An 18464-nucleotide genomic window follows, 5' to 3' on the forward strand; every position below is an offset into this window, starting at 1 on the left:
TCAGCCGAGCCACTCCCGGTGGCCGACCAGCGCCACGTGGGCCGCGCCGAGCTGCTCGGCCACCCGTGCGGTCGCGGTGCCGCCGACCCCGTCGCGGGAGTCGATCGACCCGGCCACGGAGAGCACCTCGCGCACCGCGGGGGTGAGCCGCTCGTCGATGCCGGCCAGGTCTGCGTCGGTCATCTCGTCCAGCTCGATGCCGCGCTCCTCGCAGAGCCGCACGCAGGCCCCGGCGATCTCGTGGGCCTCACGGAAGGGCACCTGCTGACGCACCAGCCACTCGGCCACGTCGGTGGCCAGCGAGAAGCCCTGCCCGGCCAGCTCGGCCATCCGCCCGGTGTCGAACTCCAGCGTGGCCACCTGCCCGGCGAAGGCCGGCAGCAGCACCTCCAGGGTGTCCACCGCGTCGAAGACCGGCTCCTTGTCCTCCTGCAGGTCCCGGTTGTAGGCCAGCGGCAACCCCTTGAGCGTGGTGAGCAGCCCGGTGAGGTCGCCCACCAGCCGCCCGGCCTTGCCGCGGGCCAGCTCGGCGATGTCCGGGTTCTTCTTCTGCGGCATGATGCTCGACCCGGTCGACCACGAGTCGTGCAGCCGCGCGATGCCGAACTCCTTGGTGGCCCACAGGATGATCTCCTCCGAGAGCCGCGAGAGGTCGACCCCGATCATCGCGGTGACGAAGGCGAGCTCGGCCGCGAAGTCCCGGCTCGCCGTGCCGTCGATCGAGTTGGCGCAGGTGGCCGTGAAGCCCAGCTCGGCGGCGATCGCCCCGGCGTCCAGCCCCAGCGAGGCCCCGGCCAGCGCACCGCCGCCGTAGGGGGAGAAGTCGGTCCGGGCGTCCCAGTCCCGCAGGCGTTCCACGTCCCGCAGCAGCGGCCAGGCGTGGGCCAGCAGGGCGTGGGAGAGCAGCACCGGCTGGGCCGACTGCAGGTGGGTGCGGCCCGGCATCGGGGCCCCCAGGTGCCGCTCGGCCTGGTCCAGGAGGGCCTCGACGAGGTCCAGCACCTGCCCGGCGATGACGCGGGCGTGCTCCCGGAGGAACATCCGGAAGAGCGTGGCCACCTGGTCGTTCCGGGAGCGCCCGGCCCGCAGGCGGCCACCCACCTCCGGGCCGACCTCCTCCAGCAGCAGCCTCTCCAGGGCGCCGTGCACGTCCTCGTCGGTCGGGTCCGGGTGCAGCTCCCCGGCGGCGAAGCGGGCTCCCAGCACGTCCAGTCCGCGCTGCAGCTCGGTGTGCGTGGCCTCGTCGAGCAGCCCGGCGGCGTGCAGGGCCCGGGCGTGGGCCCGGGAGCCGGCGAGGTCGTAGGGGACCAGCCGCCAGTCGAAGTGGGTGCTGCAGGAGAGTGCCTGCAGCTCCGGGCTGGGCCCGCTGGCGAAGCGCCCGCCCCACAGGGAGCCGGTGTTGGTGGCCTGCTTCTGCGTCATGGTGTCCTCGCTCATCAGTCGGCCCCGAACTCCATCGCGGCGGCGTCCAGGGCGTCGTCGATCTCGTCGACATCGCCCACGGCGGTGTTCCGGGAGATCTGCTCCCCGCCACCGGGCTCCAGGGTGCCCAGCAGGTTGCCCTGCTGCACCGCCACGTGGCCCTGGTCGTCGGGCTGCAGGGCGTACCGCTCCAGCACGGAGCGGGAGTCGGCGATGTCCAGGTTCCGCATCGTGAGCTGGCCGATCCGGTCCATCGGGCCGAAGGCGGCGTTCTCCGTGCGCTCCATGGAGAGCTTGTCCGGGTGGTACGAGAAGTTCTCGCCGCGGGTGTCGAGGATCGTGTAGTCCTCCCCGCGCCGCAGCCGGAGCGTCACCTCACCGGTCACCAGGGAGGCCACCCAGCGCTGCTGCGCCTCCCGGATCATGAGCGCCTGCGGGTCCAGCCAGCGCCCCTCGTACAGCAGGCGGCCCAGGCGCCGGCCGTCGGCGTGGTAGCTGGCGATGGTGTCCTCGTTGTGCACTGCGTTGAGCAGGCGCTCGTAGGCGGCGAAGAGCAGGGCCATGCCGGGGGCCTCGTAGATGCCGCGGGACTTGGCCTCGATGATCCGGTTCTCGATCTGGTCGCTCATGCCCAGCCCGTGGCGGCCGCCGATCTGGTTGGCCTCCAGCACCAGCTCCACCGGGGTCAGGCTCTGCCCGTTGATCGCGACCGGGCGGCCGGCCTCGAAGCGCACCGTGACGTCCTCGGTCTCGATCTCCACCTCCGGGTCCCAGAAGCGCACGCCCATGATCGGCTCCACCGTCTCCAGCGGGACGTCCAGGTGCTCCAGGCTCTTGGCCTCGTGGGTGGCGCCCCAGATGTTGGCGTCGGTGGAGTAGGCCTTCTCCTGGGAGTCCCGGTAGGGCAGGTCCCGGGCGGTGAGCCACTCGCTCATCTCGGCGCGGCCGCCCAGCTCCTCGACGAACTCCGCGTCCAGCCAGGGCTTGTAGATGCGCAGGTTCGGGTTGGTCATGAGCCCGTACCGGTAGAAGCGTTCGATGTCGTTGCCCTTGAAGGTGGAGCCGTCGCCCCAGATGTCGACACCGTCCTCCTGCATGGCCCGGACCAGCAGGGTGCCGGTCACGGCGCGGCCGATGGGGGTGGTGTTGAAGTAGGTGCGACCACCGGAGCGGATGTGGAAGGCCCCGCAGGCCAGCGCGGCGAAGCCCTCCTCCACGAGGGCGGCCCGGCAGTCCACCGAGCGGGCGATCTCCGCCCCGTACTGCTCGGCGCGGGCGGGCACGCCGGCGATGTCGTCCTCGTCGTACTGGCCGAGGTCCGCGGTGTAGGTGCAGGGCACGGCGCCCTTCTCGCGCATCCAGGCGACGGCGACGGAGGTGTCGAGGCCGCCGGAGAAGGCGATGCCGACGCGCTCGCCGGCCGGGAGGGTGGTCAGGACCTTGCTCATGCGTTGTGCTCCTTGCTCGTCGTGGTGATGGGGGCGGTGTTCGAGGTCGAGGTGGGGGAGTGCGGGAGGGTGCTGTCGCGTCGCCGGACCGGGACGCCGGGGCCCTCGCCGAGGGCCAGGCAGCGCTCGGCCAGGGCGGCGCCGCCCTCCGGGTCGCGGCTGATGAGCAGCACCGTGTCGTCCCCGGCGATGGTGCCGAGCACGTCCTCCAGGCCGGCCCGGTCGAAGGCGCTCGCGAGGTACTGGGCGGCGCCCGGGGGAGTGCGGAGCACCACTTGGTTGCCGCTGTGGTCGGCGCTCACGAGGAGCTCTCCGCACAGACGACGCAGCTGCGCCAGGGCGGCCTCGGTCTCCCGGGCCAGGGTGGGGGTGCGGTCACCCCCCTCGCCGGGCACCGCGTAGACCAGCGAACCGGAGGCGTGGCGCACCTTGTAGGCGTCCAGCTCCACGAGGTCGCGGGAGAGGGTGGCCTGGGTGACCTTGACGCCGTGGGTGGCCAGCAGCTCGGCGAGCTCGGTCTGCGAGTGCACGAGGTGCTGCTCTAGCACCTCCACGATCCGTCGCTGCCGGGCCTGCTTGGTCGGGGGAGTGGTGCTCACGCGCTCCTCCGCTCCCAGAGCCAGGCCAGCAGGGCCTTCTGCGCGTGGCGGCGGTTCTCGGCCTCGTCCCAGACCACGCTCTGCGGGCCGTCGATCACCTCGGCGGCGATCTCCAGGCCCCGGTAGGCCGGCAGGCAGTGCAGGACGATGGCGTCCGCGGCGTGGGCGAGCAGCTCGGGGGTGAGGGACCACGGGCCGAAGGTCGCCAGGCGCTCGGCCCGCTCCTCCTCCCGGCCCATCGACACCCAGGTGTCGGTGATGACGACGTCGGCGCCCTGCACGGCGGCCACCGGGTCGTCCACGAGCTCGACGCTGCCGCCGGTCGTCCCGGCGATCTCCCGGCCCCGGGCCAGGATCTCGGGGTCGACACCGTGCCCGGCCGGGCCGGAGAGGCGCAGGTGGACCCCGGCGGTGGCGCCGGCGAGCACCCAGGAGTGGCCCATGTTGCACCCGGCGTCGCCGAGGAAGGTCACGGTCAGGCCGGCCAGGGTCCCCTTGTGCTCGGCGATGGTCTGCAGGTCGGCGAGGAGCTGGCAGGGGTGGAAGTCGTCGGAGAGGGCGTTGACGACCGGGATGCCGGCGTGCTCGGCCATCTCCTCCAGGTCGGCCTGCTCCGGGGTGCGCCAGACGAGGATCCCGGCCTGGCGGCCCACCACGCGGGCGACGTCGGCGATCGACTCCCGGGTCCCGGCGGCGGCCAGGCCGGCGTCGATGGCGAACTCGTGCCCGCCGAGCTCGGCCACGCCGGCGGCGAAGGAGAGCTGGGTGCGCAGGGTGGGTCGGTCGTAGATGGTGGCCACGGTCACCGGGCCGGCCAGCGGGTGGTGCTCGTACGGGGCGGCCTTGTAGCGGGCGGCCAGGGCGAGGATCTCGGCCTGCTCGGCCGGCGAGAGGTCGTCATCGCGCAGGAGGTGGCGGGTCATGACGGGTGACCATACGCATCAATGCATGATCATGCAAAACAAGTGGGGTGGATCACGCGTCGACGGCCCGGCCCCCGTCGTGCGGGGCCGGGCCGTCGGGTGCCGCTGGGGTGGGAACGGCGGGCCGTGCCGTCCCGGGTGCGGAGGGGGGTCAGTCGACGGAGATCTCGCCCATCGGGCCCCAGCCGTCGGAGGCCACCTGCTCGGAGACGATCTGCGGCGTGGCGGCCAGGTACTGCGGGAACTTCTGCTGCATGGCCTTGAAGTGCTCGCTGTTCACGTGCGCCTCGGCGGCGTCGTCCTCGAAGGCCTCGATGAGCACGTACTGGTTCGGGTCCTCCACGCTGCGCGACCACTCGAACCACTTGCATCCGGGCTCGGCGCGGGTGGCCTCGGTGAAGGCGCGGGAGATCTCCGGCCAGTCGTCGGCGTGCTCGGGCTTCACAGGGAACTTCACGTTGATGAGGATCATGCGTCCAGCCTCGCAGACCCGCACGAGCCGTCCCGTCGTCGCCCGGGTGCCGGTAGGATCCGAGACGTCTGCGCAGTGCCGCGCACGTCATCACCGTCCCGTCCTCCGGTCGGGCGGTGGGCTGTGTCGAGGTGTCCGCGCAGAAATGCCCCATGGGCCCCGAGGCCCGCCGCTCCTGACGCGAAGGACGACATCGACGTGACCACCGCAGACGACCACCGCACCACCTGGCTCGCCCGCGAGGAGGCCGCTGAGGCCCTCGCGCCGCTGGCCGGCCGCCTCGCCCGCACCCGTGGCGTCGACGCCCGGATCTCCGGCCGTTCCCTGGCCCGCCTGGGCACCAACGAGATCCTGGCCCTCCACGCCGAGGGCCGCGGCGGCGAGTCCCTCGAGGTCGCCGACACCCTGACGCTCCTCCAGGCCGCCGAGGGGATCGAGTCCGGCCCGGTGACCCTGGACGTCGCCGCCCTGGCCGAGGCCGCCTCCGGCTCCTCCGACGTGGAGGCCTTCCTCCGCGAGCAGCTGGCCGGGGTCTCCGCCGAGGCCGGGAAGACCCAGGACGTCGTGCTCTACGGCTTCGGCCGCATCGGCCGCCTGCTGGCCCGCATCCTCGTCGGCCGCGACAACGGCCCCGCGGGCCTGAAGCTGCGCGCGATCGTGGTCCGCCCGGGCAAGGCCGCCAACGACCTCGTGAAGCGCGCCGACATCTTCCGCGACGACTCCGTGCACGGCGCCTTCGACGGCACCGTCACCGTCGACGAGGCCAACGAGACCATCACCCTCAACGGCACGGTCGTGAAGGTCATCTACTCCGGCAGCCCGACCGAGGTGGACTACACCGCGCACGGCATCCAGGACGCCGTCGTCATCGACAACACCGGTGCCTGGCGCGACGCCGAGGGCCTCTCGCAGCACCTGCAGGCCAAGGGCGTCAAGCGCGTCGTCCTCACCGCCCCGGGCAAGGGCGACATGGTCAACGTCGTGCACGGCGTGAACGACGAGATGATCGGCGACGCCGAGATCGTGTCGGCCGCGTCCTGCACCACCAACGCCATCACCCCGGTGCTCAAGGCGCTGAACGACGAGTACGGCATCGTCGGTGGCCACGTCGAGACGGTGCACGCGTACACCAACGACCAGAACCTCATGGACAACTACCACAAGTCCGACCGCCGTGGTCGGGCTGCGGCCATGAACATGGTCCTCACCGAGACCGGTGCCGCCAAGGCCGTGTCCAAGGCCCTGCCGGAACTGCAGGGCAAGCTCACCGGCAACGCCATCCGCGTCCCCACCCCGGACGTGTCCATGGCCGTGCTGAACCTGACCCTGGGGCGCGAGGTGGAGCGCGAGGAGCTCAACCGCCTGCTCGAGGACGCCGCCACCACCGGCCCGCTGGCCATGGCCATCGGCTACCAGGACCACCCGGAGCTGGTGTCCACCGACCTCGTCGGGGACACCCACGCCGGCACGGTCGATGGCCGCGCCACCATCACCTCCGGCGACCGCGCCGTGGTCTATGTCTGGTACGACAACGAGTTCGGCTACTCCTGCCAGGTCGTCCGCATGGTCGAGCTGATGACCGGCGTCCAGGCCCCGGTCGTCCCGCAGGCCTGATCCCGCGGCCGGCGAGGGTCGTTCCCGCCGGCTCACCCCGAAGGGGGCCCGCACCACCCGGTGCGGGCCCCCTTTCGCGTGTCAGCGCCGGCCCCCGCCGCAGACCCACGGCCCCCGCCCCAGGCCCACCGTTCTCTCCCAAACCCACTGCTCCTACCGCGAACCCACGGTTCTGCCTCAGAACCACGGTGAGGGAACGGTGGTTCTGGACGAGCGCGGTGAACCTGACTGGCCAGGGTGTGCCCAGCCCGACCCGGGCCTGCTCAGCCGCGCGGCCCTGACCCCTCAGATCTCGTAGTCCACGACCACCGGGGCATGGTCCGAGAGTCGTTCGGCCCGGCTCGGCTCCTTGTCCACCCCGGCCGCGGTCACCGAGCGCGCGAGCCCCGGCGTGGCCAGGTGGTAGTCGATCCGCCAGCCGGTGTCGCGCTCGAAGGCCTGTCCCATCCACGACCACCAGGCATAGGGTCCGTCGGTGTCCGGGTACTGGGCGCGCACCACGTCCACCAGGGTCCGGGGGGAGAGGATCGAGCTCACCCACTCGCGCTCCGGCGGCAGGAAGCCCTCGGAGTTCTTGTTGCCGCGCCAGTTCTTGATGTCCCGCTCGGTGTGGGCGATGTTGAAGTCACCCACCACCACGAACTCGCGCCCGGCCGCCGCGGCCGCCTTGCGGGAGCGGGTCAGCTGCTTGGCGAACCCGGCGAGGAAGCGCATCTTCCGCTCGAACTTCGCACCGCCGTCGGGCTTCTCCCGCATCCGGCCGGCCATCTTCTCCTGCAGGTCCGCCGGGAGCCCGCCCTTGGGCAGGTAGAGCGAGGCCACGGTCACCGGCACGTCGGCCAGGTCCACCTCCACGTAGCGGCCCTCGTCGGCGAACTCCTTGAGCTCCCGGGGCAGCGTGGGGCCGGGGTCGGGCTCCACCAGCTCGGTGTGCGTCTCCCCGGGGGCCCGCCGCAGCACCGGCGCCCCGAAGGTCCGCACCGCCACCGGCGCCTCCCGGGTCAGCAGCGCCACACCGTTGCGCCCCGCGGCCGTGCCCGGGTCGTAGGCGAGGTGGTGGTCGCCGAAGACACCCTCGGGCAGGGCGGCGACGGGGCAGCGCACCTCCTGCAGCCCGATGACGTCCGCCTCCCGGGCAGCCAACCAGCCCTCGAAGCCCCGCTTCTGGCAGGCCCGGATCCCGTTGACGTTGAAGCTCGCGACCCGCAGCGCCATGTCGATCAGCTCCAGTCCAGGAGGACCTTGCCGCACTGGCCGGAGCGGGCCACCTCGAAGGCCTCCTGCCAGTCCTCGGCGGCGAAGCGGTGGGTGATCACGCTGCGCACAGCGGTCACCAGCTGCTCGTTGTCCTGCAGCAGTTGGGTCATCTTGTACCAGGTCTCGAACATCTCCCGGCCGTAGATGCCCTGCAGGGTGAGCATGTGGGTGATGACCTTGCCCCAGTCGATCTCGTAGCCCTGGCCGGGCAGACCCAGCATCGCGATGCGGCCACCGTGGTTCATGACGTCGATCGCGCCTCGCACGGCCGGGCCGGCGCCGGACATCTCGAGGCAGACGTCGAAACCCTCCTTCATGCCCAGCTCGGAGAAGACCTCGCGGATCTCCTGCTCGCTCACGTTCACCACCCGGTCGGCGCCGGCGGCCTTCGCCAGCTCCAGGCGCTCGTCGGAGAGGTCGGTGGCCACCACGTAGCGGGCGCCCACGGCCTGTGCGACGGCCACGGCCATCACGCCGATCGGGCCGGCGCCGGTGACCAGCACGTCCTCGGCGGCCAGCGGGAACTTCAGCGTGGTGTGCACGGCGTTGCCCAGCGGGTCGAAGAGCGCGCCGAGGTCGGCGTCCACCCAGTCCGGCTGCACCCAGGCGTTCTCGGCGGGGATCACGACGTAGTCGGCGAACGCGCCGTCCCGGTTCACACCGACCCCGATGGTGTTGCGGCACAGGTGGCGGGCGCCGGCCCGGCAGTTGCGGCAGACGCCGCACACCACGTGCCCCTCGCCCGAGACCTTCTGGCCGACGGTCAGGTCACCGCGGCTCTCGACGCCCTCCCCGAGCTCGACGACCTCGCCGTAGAACTCGTGGCCGATGATCTGCGGCAGGTTCATGGCGCCCTCGGCCCACTCGTCCCAGCCCTCCAGGTGGAGGTCGGTGCCGCACAGGCCGGCCCGCTCCACCCGGATCTTCACCTCGCCGGGGCCGGGGGTGGGCTCGGGGGCGTCGATCAGCTCCAGCCCGGGGCCGGGCTTGGTCTTGGCCAGTGCGCGCATGGGATTCCTTCGGGGTCGGCGTGGGCGGACGGCCCCATCCCACCACGGGGAGGAGGCCGTCCGGGGGAGCGGCGGGTGGTCCGGGGTCAGTCGCCGAGCGCCCAGGCACGGACGGCCTCGGCGTCGGCGTCGAGGGCCGGGGGGGCGGTGTGCTCGGTGCGGGTGGTCTCGGTCTGGGTGCCGCCCTCCACGTCGAAGAAGCGCAGCGGGGCGCCGGGCAGCTCGACCTCACCGAGCACGGGGTGGTCGACGGTCGCCACGAGGCCCTGCGAGCGGGTCTGGTCCCAGGCGTAGACCTCGTCGAGGGTGCGCACCTTGCCGGAGGGGATGCCGGCCGCCCCCAGACGCTCCAGCAGCTCGGCCGCGGGCACGTCCCCGAAGGCGGCCTCGACGGCGGCGATGACGGCCTCCCGGTTGCCGGAGCGCTCGGCGTTCGTGGCCATGCCCTCGGCGACCGGGTCGAGCCCGAACTCGGCGCAGAGCTTCTGCCAGAGGCGCTCGTTGCCGCAGGAGATCTGCACCGCCCCGTCGGCGCAGCGGAAGAGGCCGTAGGGGGTGATGGTCGGGTGGTGGTTCCCCTGGGCGGCGGGCACCTGGCCGGCCACCGTCCAGCGGGTGCCCTGGAAGGCGTGCACGCCCACGATGCTGGCCAGCAGCGAGGTGCGCACCACCTGGCCGCGGCCGGTCCGCTCCCGCTCGAAGAGGGCGGTCATGACGCCGTAGGCACCGTGGATGCCGGCCAGCAGGTCGCCGATCGGGGTGCCGACGCGCTGCGGGTCCTCCGGGCCGGAGCCGGTGAGGCTCATGAGGCCGGCCTCGCCCTGGGCGATCTGGTCGTAGCCGGGCCGGTCGCCCTCGGGGCCGTCGTGGCCGAAGCCGGAGATGCTCAGCACCACCAGACGGGGGTTGAGCTCCAGCAGGCGCTCCATCGAGAAGCCGAGGCGGTCCATCACCCCGGTGCGGAAGTTCTCCATGAGTACGTCGGCCTTGCGGACCATGCCCTCGAGGACCGCCTTGTCGTCCTCGTCCTTGAGGTTCAGGGCGATGGACTCCTTGTTGCGATTGCACGACAGGTAGTACGTGCTGATCGGGTCCTCGTCCTCGCCGACGAAGGGCGGGCCCCAGGAACGGGTGTCGTCGCCCGTGCCGGGCGCCTCCACCTTGATGACGCGAGCGCCCTGGTCGCCGAGCATCTGGGCCGCGTGGGGGCCGGCCAGGGCCCGGGTCAGGTCGATCACGGTGATGCCCTGCAGAGCGCCGCTCATGGGTTCCTCCTGGGAGTGGGACGGGTGGGAAGGGCCTATTGTGTCGCCTCTCACAGTACGTCCCGCCGTCCGGCCTGGTGCCGGGCGTCCTCTCACACACCCTCACTTTCTGGAGATCCCCCATGCTCGGACTCATCGGAGTGGTGCTGTCCCTGGCGCTGCTCATCTACCTCGCCTTCCGCGGCTGGAGCCTGGTGCTGCTGGCACCGCTCACCGCCCTGGTGGCCGCCACCTTCGCCGGGGTGCCCCTGTTGGGCACCTACACCGAGGTGTTCATGCCCGCCATGGGCGGCTTCGTCGTGAAGTACTTCCCGCTCTTCCTGCTCGGTGCGCTCTTCGGCAAGCTCATGAACGACTCCGGCTCGGCCTACTCCATCGCCCGCTGGATCGTCGACAAGGTGGGCGCGCGGCACGCGATCCTCGCCGTGGTGGCGGCCTGCGGCATCCTCGCCTACGGCGGGGTGACGGCCTTCGTCGTCGTCTTCGCCATCTGGCCGATCGCCCGCGAGCTCTTCACCGAGGCGGGCATCCCGAAGCGCTTCGCGCCGGCGGCCATCTCGATGGGTGCCTTCTCGTTCGCCACCGGTGCCCTGCCGGGCACCCCGCAGATCCAGAACGCCGTCCCGGCGCCGTACTTCAAGACCGACGCCTTCGCGGCCCCCGGTCTCGGCCTGCTGGCCGCCGCCATCATCTTCGCCGGGGGTGTGGCCTACCTGAACTGGTGCGTGCGCCAGTCCCAGGCTCGCGGTGAGGGCTATGACAACGGGCCGCTCATGCAGGGCGAGCAGGTGCGGGGCCTGGGCGAGGACGAGGAGGTCACCGTCCCCCGGGACACCCCCTTCTGGACGGCGATCCTGCCGATCATCGTGGTCATCTCGCTCAACCTGCTGCTCGTGCGGGTGGTCTTCCCGGCGATGGACTTCGGGTACCTGGCCGAGGAGCGCTTCGGCGGCACGTCGATCGACAAGGTGGGCGGCAACTGGGCGATCATCCTGTCGCTCATCGTGGCCTGCCTGCTGGTGATGGTCCTCAACTGGAAGCGCCTCGCTGAGCGCCAGAAGCTGCTCAACGCCGGGGCCACGAGCGCCTTCCTGCCGATCATGAACACCGCCTCCGAGGTGGGTTACGGCGCGGTGATCGCGGCCCTGCCGGCCTTTGCGGTCATCCGTGACGCGGTCTTCGGGGTGTCCTCCAACCCGGCGATCTCGATGGCGGTCTCCACGAACATCGTCGCCGGCATCACCGGCTCGGCCTCCGGGGGTCTGGCCATCGCGATGGAGGCCTTCGGTGCCGACTACATGCAGCGCGCCCTGGACGCCGGGATCGACCCGGAGTTCATGCACCGCGTGTCCACCCTGGCCGCCGGTGGTTTCGACGCCCTGCCCCACAACGGGGCGGTCATCACGGTGCTGGCTGTCACCGGGCTGACCCACCGGCAGGCGTACAAGCACATCGGCATGACCTGCGTGGTGATCCCGCTGTGCGCGTTGGTCGTGGTGCTGTCGGTCGGCAGCGCCGTCGGTTCCTTCTGAGCCACCAACTACCCTCGAAACCAGATCACACCCCACCAGGAGGCACGGATGACCCTGCAGGACCTGTCCACCATCGAGGCCACGGACTACAAGATGCTCATCGGCGGCCAGTGGGTCGACGCGGCGGACGGCCAGCGCCTGGACGTCATCACGCCCATCGACCGGAACGTCGTCATCGCGACCACCCCGCGGGCCGGTCAGGCCGATGCGGACCGTGCGGTGGAGGCCGCCCGCAAGGCCTTCCCGTCCTGGGCCGCCCTGCCCTTCGCAGACCGTGCGAACGCCCTGCGCCAGTGCGCGGACGCGCTGGAGGCTGCCAGCGAGGAGCTCGCCCAGCTCACCGCGCTGGACACCGGCAACGCGATCCGCACCCAGGCGCGCCCGGAGGCCGGCACCCTGGTGGCGCTCTTCCGCTACTTCGCCGGTGTCGCCGGTGAGGTGAAGGGTGTGACCCTGCCCGGCGGGGACGGCTCGCTGCAGTACACGCGCCGGGAGCCGCTGGGTGTGGTGGCCGGCATCCTGCCGTGGAACTCGCCGCTGCTCATCGCCGGCTTCAAGACCCCGGCCGCCCTGGCCGCGGGCAACACCATCGTGCTCAAGGCCGCCGAGGACGCCCCGCTGACGATCCTGCGCTTCGCGGAGATCTGCTCGGAGTTCCTGCCGGACGGTGTGCTCAACGTGGTGACCGGCTACGGCGCGGAGATCGGTGACGCCCTGGTGAAGCACCCGGGCGTGGACAAGCTCTCCTTCACCGGTTCCTCGCAGATCGGCAAGATGGTCGGTGGGACGGCCACCGAGCGGATGGCGCACGTCTCCCTGGAGCTCGGCGGCAAGAGCCCGTGCATCGTGTTCCCGGACGCCTGCACCGACGAGGTGGTGGACCAGGTCATGCTGGCCACCCGCTTCGCCCGCCAGAGCCAGTCCTGCACCACCGGTTCGCGCGTGTTCCTCCACGAGGACATCGCCGAGGAGTTCCTCGCCAAGATGGTCGAGCGCGCCCGCGGCATGAAGGTCGGCGACCCGCGCGACGAGGCCTCCGACATCGGCTGCATCATCAACGCCAAGCAGTACGACCGTGTGCAGGGCTTCATCGACGAGGCGCTCGCCGAGGACGGCGTGAAGGTGGAGTACGACGGCCGCGAGGACCTCCAGGTCGGCGAGCCGGGCTTCTTCCACGCCCCGATCATCATCTCCCAGGTCGACCCGTCCTGGCGGGTGGCGCGGGAGGAGGTCTTCGGACCGCTGCTCTCGGTCATCACCTGGAAGGACGTCGACGAGGTCGTCGAGCTGGCCAACGACTCGCACTACGGCCTGGCCGCGTACGTCTTCACCAAGGACCTCGACGCCGCGCTGAGCACCGCCCACCGCATCGACTCCGGCTGGGTGCAGGTCAACCAGGGTGGCGGCCAGATCCCGGGCCAGTCCTACGGGGGCATGAAGGAGTCCGGCGTGGGCCGCGAGGCCTCGCTGGAGGGCATGCTCGAGGGCTTCACCCAGATCAAGCAGATCAACGTCAAGCTCGGCTGACGCAGAGCCCCTTCGTCGAGGCGCCCCGGACCGACCCGGTCCGGGGCGCCTCGACGTGTGTGTGGCCGGCGCGCGGCGACGAGCGAGGGGTGTTACACCGATCCTGTCAGAGCTACACTCACCGCATGCCCACGACCCGCCCGCGCCACCTGGTGACCGAGTCCGACGAGCTCGCGGCAGCCCTCGACCGGGCGCACGAGCAGTGGCCCGAGCTCTCCCGTTCCCGGCTCGTGGTGCGTCTCGCCCTGGAGGGTGAGCAGCACCTGCAGCAGCAGAGGGGCGCTGAGGCAGCACGCCGTCGGGCCCTCCTTGCGGCCGCGGGGGAGAGGTTTGCCGGCGTCGGCTCCTCTGGGGCCGTCCGGGAGGCGCGGGACGGGGACTGGCCCGCGTGATCCTGGACGCCAACGTCATCATCGCCCTGCTCAACGGCACCGATGTCCACCATCAGGAAGCGGTGGAGATCATCGCGGAGGCGACCGGCGATCTGCTCGTTCCCGAGCTGACCCTTGCGGAAGCGCTCGTCCACCACGTCCGGGCCGGCACCGCCGAGGACGCCTTGGTCGTGCTTCGCGAGCTGGGGTTGGAGACCCTGAGCGGCCCGTCGCCGCTGGTTCTGGCCGAGCTGCGTGTCGAGACCCGGCTGCGCATGCCGGACTGCGTGGTGCTTGGTGCTGCGGAGCAGTCGGGCCAGCCGCTCGTCACGTTCGACGAGCAGCTGGCCCGGGCGGCCGAGGGGCGGGGCGTCAGAACCAGCCGAGACCCTGGGCGATGAGGGGCCAGGGCATCCGCGGTTGACCATGCGGAGCGTGCTGCCGATCCAGGTGCCGAACCAGCCCTCCTTCGTGGCGAGGGTGATGGTGGCCAGCATCGTCTTGTCGCCCAGCTCGGCCAGGCAACGAGGGGCTCGGGGCTCGGGCCGACGCGTCATCAGAGGTCTCTGGCGCCGATCATCATAGGTGCGGAGCAGGCATCCGAGAATCTCCCTCTTGGTGACCTGTCACTATTAGAAGTGTTATCAGATTGAGCAATACGCTCGTCTTCTGGCCCGTGAGTTTGGGTATAGGATCTTTTTCTGATGCGACAGCGTGCCGAACCACACTTCTTTCTTCGAGAGCTGGACCCAGGGAGCGGGCTGAAGGTAACCTCGCACGGCTTGGGGCCCGCTGGGTCGCACCCGGCCCGACTGGATATGACAACTGTCAGCGAGGGGTCTGTCCCTGATCTGGTTGGCAACTGGATGCGCATCATCGTGCATGAAGGCCTGAAGCAGGTGATCGAGTCGACCGGAGCCACAGGGATCCGCTTCCACGCCGCTCCCAAGTCGACTCCGGCGCTGCAGGAACTTCATCCCGGCGCCTGGTACTACCCAGAGGTGACGGGAAGGTCTCCGGGGGTGAGTCGTGGTTTCCATGACGATCATGTGTCCTTTGAGCGCGTGCCTGCCGGGACGTTGAGTCTTGTCTACCCGTGCTTGGATCCTTGCCCACAGGGATGGGACGGATCGGACGTCTACGTGCCGGACGGAACTGGATTCCTTGTCCTCACTGAACCGGTGGCGGTGGCGATCGAGGAGGCGGGATTCTCGGTAGAGATATTGGAGGCCGGCCGTGCTTTCACGCCGGGTGCGATGGACTTCATTATGGAGTTGTCAGACCGTCTCGGCGAGGAGGAGGCGAGTAGAATCCTTGAGGAGATGACGGTCGAAGACCTCTGGGAGCAGCGGACTGGGCGTGACCGCGAGACATGGGAGGGGCCGGGGTACTGCCCTGACGTGGTTCGCTGATCGGAGCGAGGCGTCGCTGGAGGGCATGCTCGAGGGCTTCGCCCAGATCAAGCAGATCAACGTCAAGCTCGGCTGACGCCGAGCCGCACCGCTCGCCCCTGCCTGAGCGGCCCTCACCGCGCCAGGTGCACTTCACCGCGTTGTCGCACGGGGAAGTGCACCTGGCGCGGCGTGTTGCGGCGATGCGGGGTGCGGCCACTACCGTCGGACCATGAGCCTGCTGCCGGAGGACTTCCAGACCGCTATCGACGCCTACCTGGAGGGCAGGGATGCCTCCCCGAGCTTCTTGGCGTGCGGAGCCCTGCTGAGCTTTGAGGGGATGGTCGACAACGGGGGGCTGATGGGGACGCTGGAGAACCTGCACGCCAGCGGGGATGACCAGGTGCTCGCCGATGCCGTGGCAGCCCTGCGCGCCCACGGGCTGGACGACCTGGCCGACCTGACGCAGCGCGCGGACACCGAGTACCAGCGGATGCGACCGCACCCGGACGCCGAGCTCTCCGAGGCCGATGAGTTGCTGTGGGAGCAGCTGGACGACCAGTGGTACGCGATGGCGGAGGGCCGGATCACCCAGGCCGTGTCGGGGGCCTGACCGTCAGGCGGTTGGATGTGGGCGAGGCGCGCCAGTCCCCTCTCAGAACCAGCCGAGACCCTGGGCGATGAGGATGAGCCCGAAGATCGCGAACAGGGCCGCGGCACCGTAGGTGATGACCTTCTCGGGGAGCTTCCGACCCAGGATGGCGCCGACGATGATCGCCAGCGCATCGGCGGCGACCATGCCGAGCGTGCTGCCGATCCAGGTGCCGAACCAGCCCTCCTTCGTGGCCAGGGTGATGGTGGCCAGCATCGTCTTGTCGCCCAGCTCGGCCAGGAAGAAGGCCATACCCACGGCCAGGATGGCGGCGCCGGTGGCGTTCTTGGCCTTGGACGCCTCCTCCTCGGTGAGCTCGTCGCCGCGGAGGGTCCACAGGGCGAAGCCGAGGAAGGCGATACCGGCCGCCACGTTGATCCAGTGCTGGTAGTCGGCGAAGGAGTCGCCGATCCACCAGCCGATGCCGACGCTGGCCAGGTGGACGATGGCGGTGGCCGCGGTGATGCCGATGAGGACGTCGCGGACCTTGTAGCGGGTGGCGAAGGTCATGGCCATGAGCTGGCTCTTGTCGCCGAGCTCCGCGATGAAGATGATCGCGGTGCTGAGGAGGAAGGCTTCCATCAGGGGGTCTCTTTCCGCCCGGTGTCAGGCGGGGACCCAGGTCCGTGGACGCCTTCGACCGGGCACACGTGGTGGCCCCTCGCGGGGAGGTCGGTGTGCATCTCGGTCGAAAGTCTCGTCCGCCACCGGAGGTGGCCTCCTGCGCCGGGCCGATCCTGCTGGCCAGTGTGTCGACACAGGTGTTGGGGACTACTCCCTTTCGGTGGCCCAAGGGTACCAACCGGCGGGGCCGGGGCGCATCGCGCGGGCCGGGCTCGGGGGGGGGGGGGGGGGGGGGGGGGGGGGGGGGGGGGGGGGGGGGGGGGGGCTCAGCCCGCGCGACGGAAGACCGGCTCGTCGGCGGTGGAGACCTCCGGGGCGTGGGCGTAGCCAGCGGCGTCGAAGCGGGTGAGGGCCTTCACGCTGCGCACCCGCTGCTGCACCATCCAGGCGGCCATCTCGCCCCGGGCGCGCTTGGCGTGGAAGGAGATGACCTTCCACTCGCCCCGGGGGGAGCGGTCTTCGAAGCGCGGGGTCACCATGCGTGCGCCGAGCCGCTGGAAGTCCACGGCCTGGGAGTACTCGGTCGAGGCCAGGTTGACGATCACGTCGGGGCCGGGGGAGTCGGCCAGGTCGGCGGCCACCTGGTCGGTGATGGTCCGGCCCCACCACTGCACGAGGTTCTTCCCGCGCTCGGTGGCCAGTCGGGTGCCCATCTCGAGGCGGTAGGGCTGCATGAGGTCCAGCGGGCGCAGCACGCCGTAGAGCCCGGAGAGGATCCGGAGGGTCTTCTGCGCCTCGGTGAGGTCGCGGGTGTCGAAGCGGCTGGCGTCCAGCCCCTGGTAGACGTCCCCGGCGAAGGTGAACAGCGCCGGGCGGGCGTTCTCCGGGGTGAACGGGGTCTGGAAGTCCGCGTAGCGCTCGGCGTTGAGGCGCCCCAGCTCGGGGGAGATCCCCATGAGGGCCGAGAGGTCCTCGGGGGACTTCGCCCGCATCACCTCCACCAGCTGCTCGGCCTGCTCCAGCAGGCGCGGCTGGGTGTGCGTGCGGGTGGGCAGGGGGGAGTCGAGATCGAGGGACTTCGCAGGCGAGAGGAGCGTCAGCACGCCCGGGACGCTATCTCAGTCCGATCCGGGCGGGGCGGGTTGGGCGGGGATTCAGTCCCACCCACGACGACGGACGATGAGGACCAGCCCGACCACGTAGACCACCGCGAAGCTGACGCAGAACCAGAGGAAGCCCAGGTGCTTCAGCGGGCCGATGAAGAGGAAGAGCCACAGGGCGAGCAGCCCGAGGGTCCACCACCACGGCGGGGAGGGTGGGCGTCCGCCGGGGTCGCTGCCGGTGAGGGCCGTGTTCTCGTCGTGCAGCCCGGTGCGGCTGAAGGGCTCGTTCACTGGGCGCTCCAGCCACCGTCGATGACGAGGTTGGCCCCGGTCATCGAGGACGAGTGCGGACCGCAGCAGAACAGCACCGCCTGGGCGATGGCCTCGACGCTCGCGAACTGCTTGAGCGCCTGCTTCTTGAGCATCACCTGCTCGGCCACCTCCTCCTCGCTCATGCCGTGGGTGGCGGCTTGGTCCTTGAGCTGCTGCTCCACCAGCGGGGTCCACACGTAGCCGGGGTTGATGCAGTTGCTCGTCACGCCGTGCGGCGCGCCCTCCAGGGCGGTGACCTTGCTCAGGCCCTCCAGGCCGTGCTTGGCGGAGACGTAGGCGCTCTTGTACTCGCTCGCCCGTAGGCCGTGGGCGCTGGAGATGTTGATGATGCGGCCCCAGCCGGACGCGTACATGTGGGGCAGGGCGGCGCGGGTGAGCAGGAAGGGCGCGGTGAGCATGAGCTGCTGGATGAGCTGCCACTTCGCCACGTCGAACTCGTGCAGTGGCTGGACGTGCTGGATGCCGGCGTTGTTGACCAGGATGTCGACCTCCAGGCGCAGGTCGGCCAGAGCCGCGGTGTCGGAGAGGTCCACCGGCCACGCCTCGGCCGAGCCGCCGGCCTCGGTGATCTCGCCGACGACACGCTCCAGCCCGGCCTCGTCGACGTCGGCCAGCACCACGTGCCCGCCTGCCGCAGCCACGGCCTTGCCGATGCCGGAGCCCAGCCCGCCGGCGCCCCCGGTGACCAGGGCGCGGCGGCCGGCGAGCGCTCCTGCGGGGGTGGGGATCTCGGGGATTCTCTGCGCGCTGGAGGGGGTCATGTGTCGAGCCTAGGGTGGCCGGCTCCGTCGCGACACGTGAACGCCCGGTGAACATTTGGACAGGGAGCGGTCATTTCTGGGGAGGGGAGACCTTGACCGTCGGCTGCGCCCGTGATCGAAACGACCCGGATCTCCCGCCTGTGAGGGGGTGGTCTAACCCATGGGCCGGCTGGGTGGGTGAACAGGAGGTCTCAAGTCGTCCCGGGCTCGGCAAAGGAGT

General features: G+C 70.9%; 19 protein-coding genes and 1 pseudogene. 7 read left to right on the plus strand and 13 right to left on the minus strand.

Annotated elements, in window-relative coordinates; genetic code table 11:
* The 5 genes from argH to CFT82_RS08355 form a co-directional block, all read right to left on the minus strand.
* A complete protein-coding gene (gene argH / locus CFT82_RS08335; protein ID WP_200815101.1) occupies positions 1-1437 on the minus strand; it encodes an argininosuccinate lyase in 1437 nt (478 codons plus the stop codon).
* On the minus strand, positions 1437-2870 hold the full coding sequence (gene argG, locus CFT82_RS08340; RefSeq protein WP_088818607.1) for an argininosuccinate synthase: 1434 nt from the start codon (positions 2868-2870) through the stop codon (positions 1437-1439). The genes argH and argG overlap by 1 nt, the downstream gene beginning before the upstream one ends.
* A complete protein-coding gene (locus tag CFT82_RS08345) occupies positions 2867-3469 on the minus strand; it encodes an arginine repressor (protein WP_088818608.1) in 603 nt (200 codons plus the stop codon). The genes argG and CFT82_RS08345 overlap by 4 nt, the downstream gene beginning before the upstream one ends.
* Entirely contained in the window at positions 3466-4392 is a 927-nt protein-coding gene (gene argF, locus CFT82_RS08350; RefSeq protein WP_088818609.1) for an ornithine carbamoyltransferase, read from the minus strand. Before argF ends, CFT82_RS08345 begins: the two co-directional genes overlap by 4 nt.
* 151 nt (positions 4393-4543) lie before the next feature.
* On the minus strand, positions 4544-4864 hold the full coding sequence (locus tag CFT82_RS08355) for a putative quinol monooxygenase (RefSeq protein WP_088818610.1): 321 nt from the start codon (positions 4862-4864) through the stop codon (positions 4544-4546).
* 198 nt (positions 4865-5062) lie between these two features.
* Here CFT82_RS08355 and CFT82_RS08360 point away from each other — a divergent pair, with 198 nt between their 5' ends.
* Positions 5063-6478 carry a glyceraldehyde-3-phosphate dehydrogenase gene (locus tag CFT82_RS08360; protein ID WP_088818611.1) on the plus strand — a complete coding sequence of 472 codons (1416 nt, stop codon included), beginning with the start codon at positions 5063-5065 and terminating at the stop codon, positions 6476-6478.
* 285 nt (positions 6479-6763) lie between these two features.
* Here CFT82_RS08360 and CFT82_RS08365 read toward each other — a convergent pair whose 3' ends face one another.
* The 3 genes from CFT82_RS08365 to CFT82_RS08375 form a co-directional block, all read right to left on the minus strand.
* Positions 6764-7693 (minus strand): exodeoxyribonuclease III, encoded by a 930-nt coding sequence (locus CFT82_RS08365; RefSeq protein ID WP_200815102.1) that lies wholly within the window; start codon positions 7691-7693, stop codon positions 6764-6766.
* A gap of 5 nt (positions 7694-7698) precedes the next feature.
* Positions 7699-8745: an L-threonine 3-dehydrogenase gene (gene tdh / locus CFT82_RS08370; protein ID WP_088818612.1), complete on the minus strand. Its 1047-nt coding sequence runs from the start codon at positions 8743-8745 to the stop codon at positions 7699-7701.
* A gap of 86 nt (positions 8746-8831) precedes the next feature.
* Positions 8832-10010 (minus strand): CaiB/BaiF CoA transferase family protein, encoded by a 1179-nt coding sequence (locus CFT82_RS08375; protein ID WP_088818613.1) that lies wholly within the window; start codon positions 10008-10010, stop codon positions 8832-8834.
* 122 nt (positions 10011-10132) lie between these two features.
* On the opposite strand from CFT82_RS08375, the gene CFT82_RS08380 reads away from it, so the two are divergent.
* From CFT82_RS08380 to CFT82_RS08395, 4 genes are all read left to right on the plus strand, one after another.
* Complete coding sequence (locus CFT82_RS08380) at positions 10133-11542, plus strand: GntP family permease (RefSeq protein WP_088818614.1); 1410 nt, start codon at positions 10133-10135, stop codon at positions 11540-11542.
* Between the two features lie 48 nt (positions 11543-11590).
* Positions 11591-13069, plus strand: a complete 1479-nt coding sequence (locus tag CFT82_RS08385) for an aldehyde dehydrogenase family protein (RefSeq protein WP_088818615.1) — start codon at positions 11591-11593, stop codon at positions 13067-13069.
* Between the two features lie 125 nt (positions 13070-13194).
* Positions 13195-13461 carry a hypothetical protein gene (locus tag CFT82_RS11755; RefSeq protein WP_088818616.1) on the plus strand — a complete coding sequence of 89 codons (267 nt, stop codon included), beginning with the start codon at positions 13195-13197 and terminating at the stop codon, positions 13459-13461.
* Positions 13458-13841: a type II toxin-antitoxin system VapC family toxin gene (locus tag CFT82_RS08395; RefSeq protein WP_159461895.1), complete on the plus strand. Its 384-nt coding sequence runs from the start codon at positions 13458-13460 to the stop codon at positions 13839-13841. Before CFT82_RS11755 ends, CFT82_RS08395 begins: the two co-directional genes overlap by 4 nt.
* Positions 13842-13883: 42 nt before the next feature.
* Here the strand turns inward: CFT82_RS08395 and CFT82_RS12215 are convergent.
* A pseudogene (locus CFT82_RS12215) lies at positions 13884-13997 on the minus strand (TMEM165/GDT1 family protein); the annotation flags it as partial.
* A 147-nt stretch (positions 13998-14144) separates the two neighbouring features.
* Here CFT82_RS12215 and CFT82_RS08405 point away from each other — a divergent pair.
* Positions 14145-14852: a hypothetical protein gene (locus CFT82_RS08405; protein WP_143469572.1), complete on the plus strand. Its 708-nt coding sequence runs from the start codon at positions 14145-14147 to the stop codon at positions 14850-14852.
* A 211-nt stretch (positions 14853-15063) separates the two neighbouring features.
* On the plus strand, positions 15064-15444 hold the full coding sequence (locus CFT82_RS08410; protein WP_088818619.1) for a DMP19 family protein: 381 nt from the start codon (positions 15064-15066) through the stop codon (positions 15442-15444).
* 42 nt (positions 15445-15486) lie between these two features.
* Here the strand turns inward: CFT82_RS08410 and CFT82_RS08415 are convergent, their stop codons facing one another.
* The 4 genes from CFT82_RS08415 to CFT82_RS08430 form a co-directional block, all read right to left on the minus strand.
* Positions 15487-16065: a TMEM165/GDT1 family protein gene (locus CFT82_RS08415; protein WP_088818620.1), complete on the minus strand. Its 579-nt coding sequence runs from the start codon at positions 16063-16065 to the stop codon at positions 15487-15489.
* Between the two features lie 308 nt (positions 16066-16373).
* Positions 16374-17150, minus strand: coding sequence for a peroxide stress protein YaaA (gene yaaA / locus CFT82_RS08420; RefSeq protein ID WP_088818621.1), 777 nt, complete (start codon positions 17148-17150; stop codon positions 16374-16376).
* A 51-nt stretch (positions 17151-17201) separates the two neighbouring features.
* Entirely contained in the window at positions 17202-17441 is a 240-nt protein-coding gene (locus CFT82_RS08425; protein ID WP_088818622.1) for a hypothetical protein, read from the minus strand.
* Positions 17438-18244, minus strand: a complete 807-nt coding sequence (locus CFT82_RS08430) for a 3-hydroxybutyrate dehydrogenase (protein WP_088818623.1) — start codon at positions 18242-18244, stop codon at positions 17438-17440. Before CFT82_RS08430 ends, CFT82_RS08425 begins: the two co-directional genes overlap by 4 nt.
* Positions 18245-18464: the final 220 nt, after the last annotated feature.

This window comes from Kytococcus aerolatus (genome assembly GCF_900187395.1).
Lineage (GTDB): Bacteria > Actinomycetota > Actinomycetes > Actinomycetales > Dermatophilaceae > Kytococcus > Kytococcus aerolatus.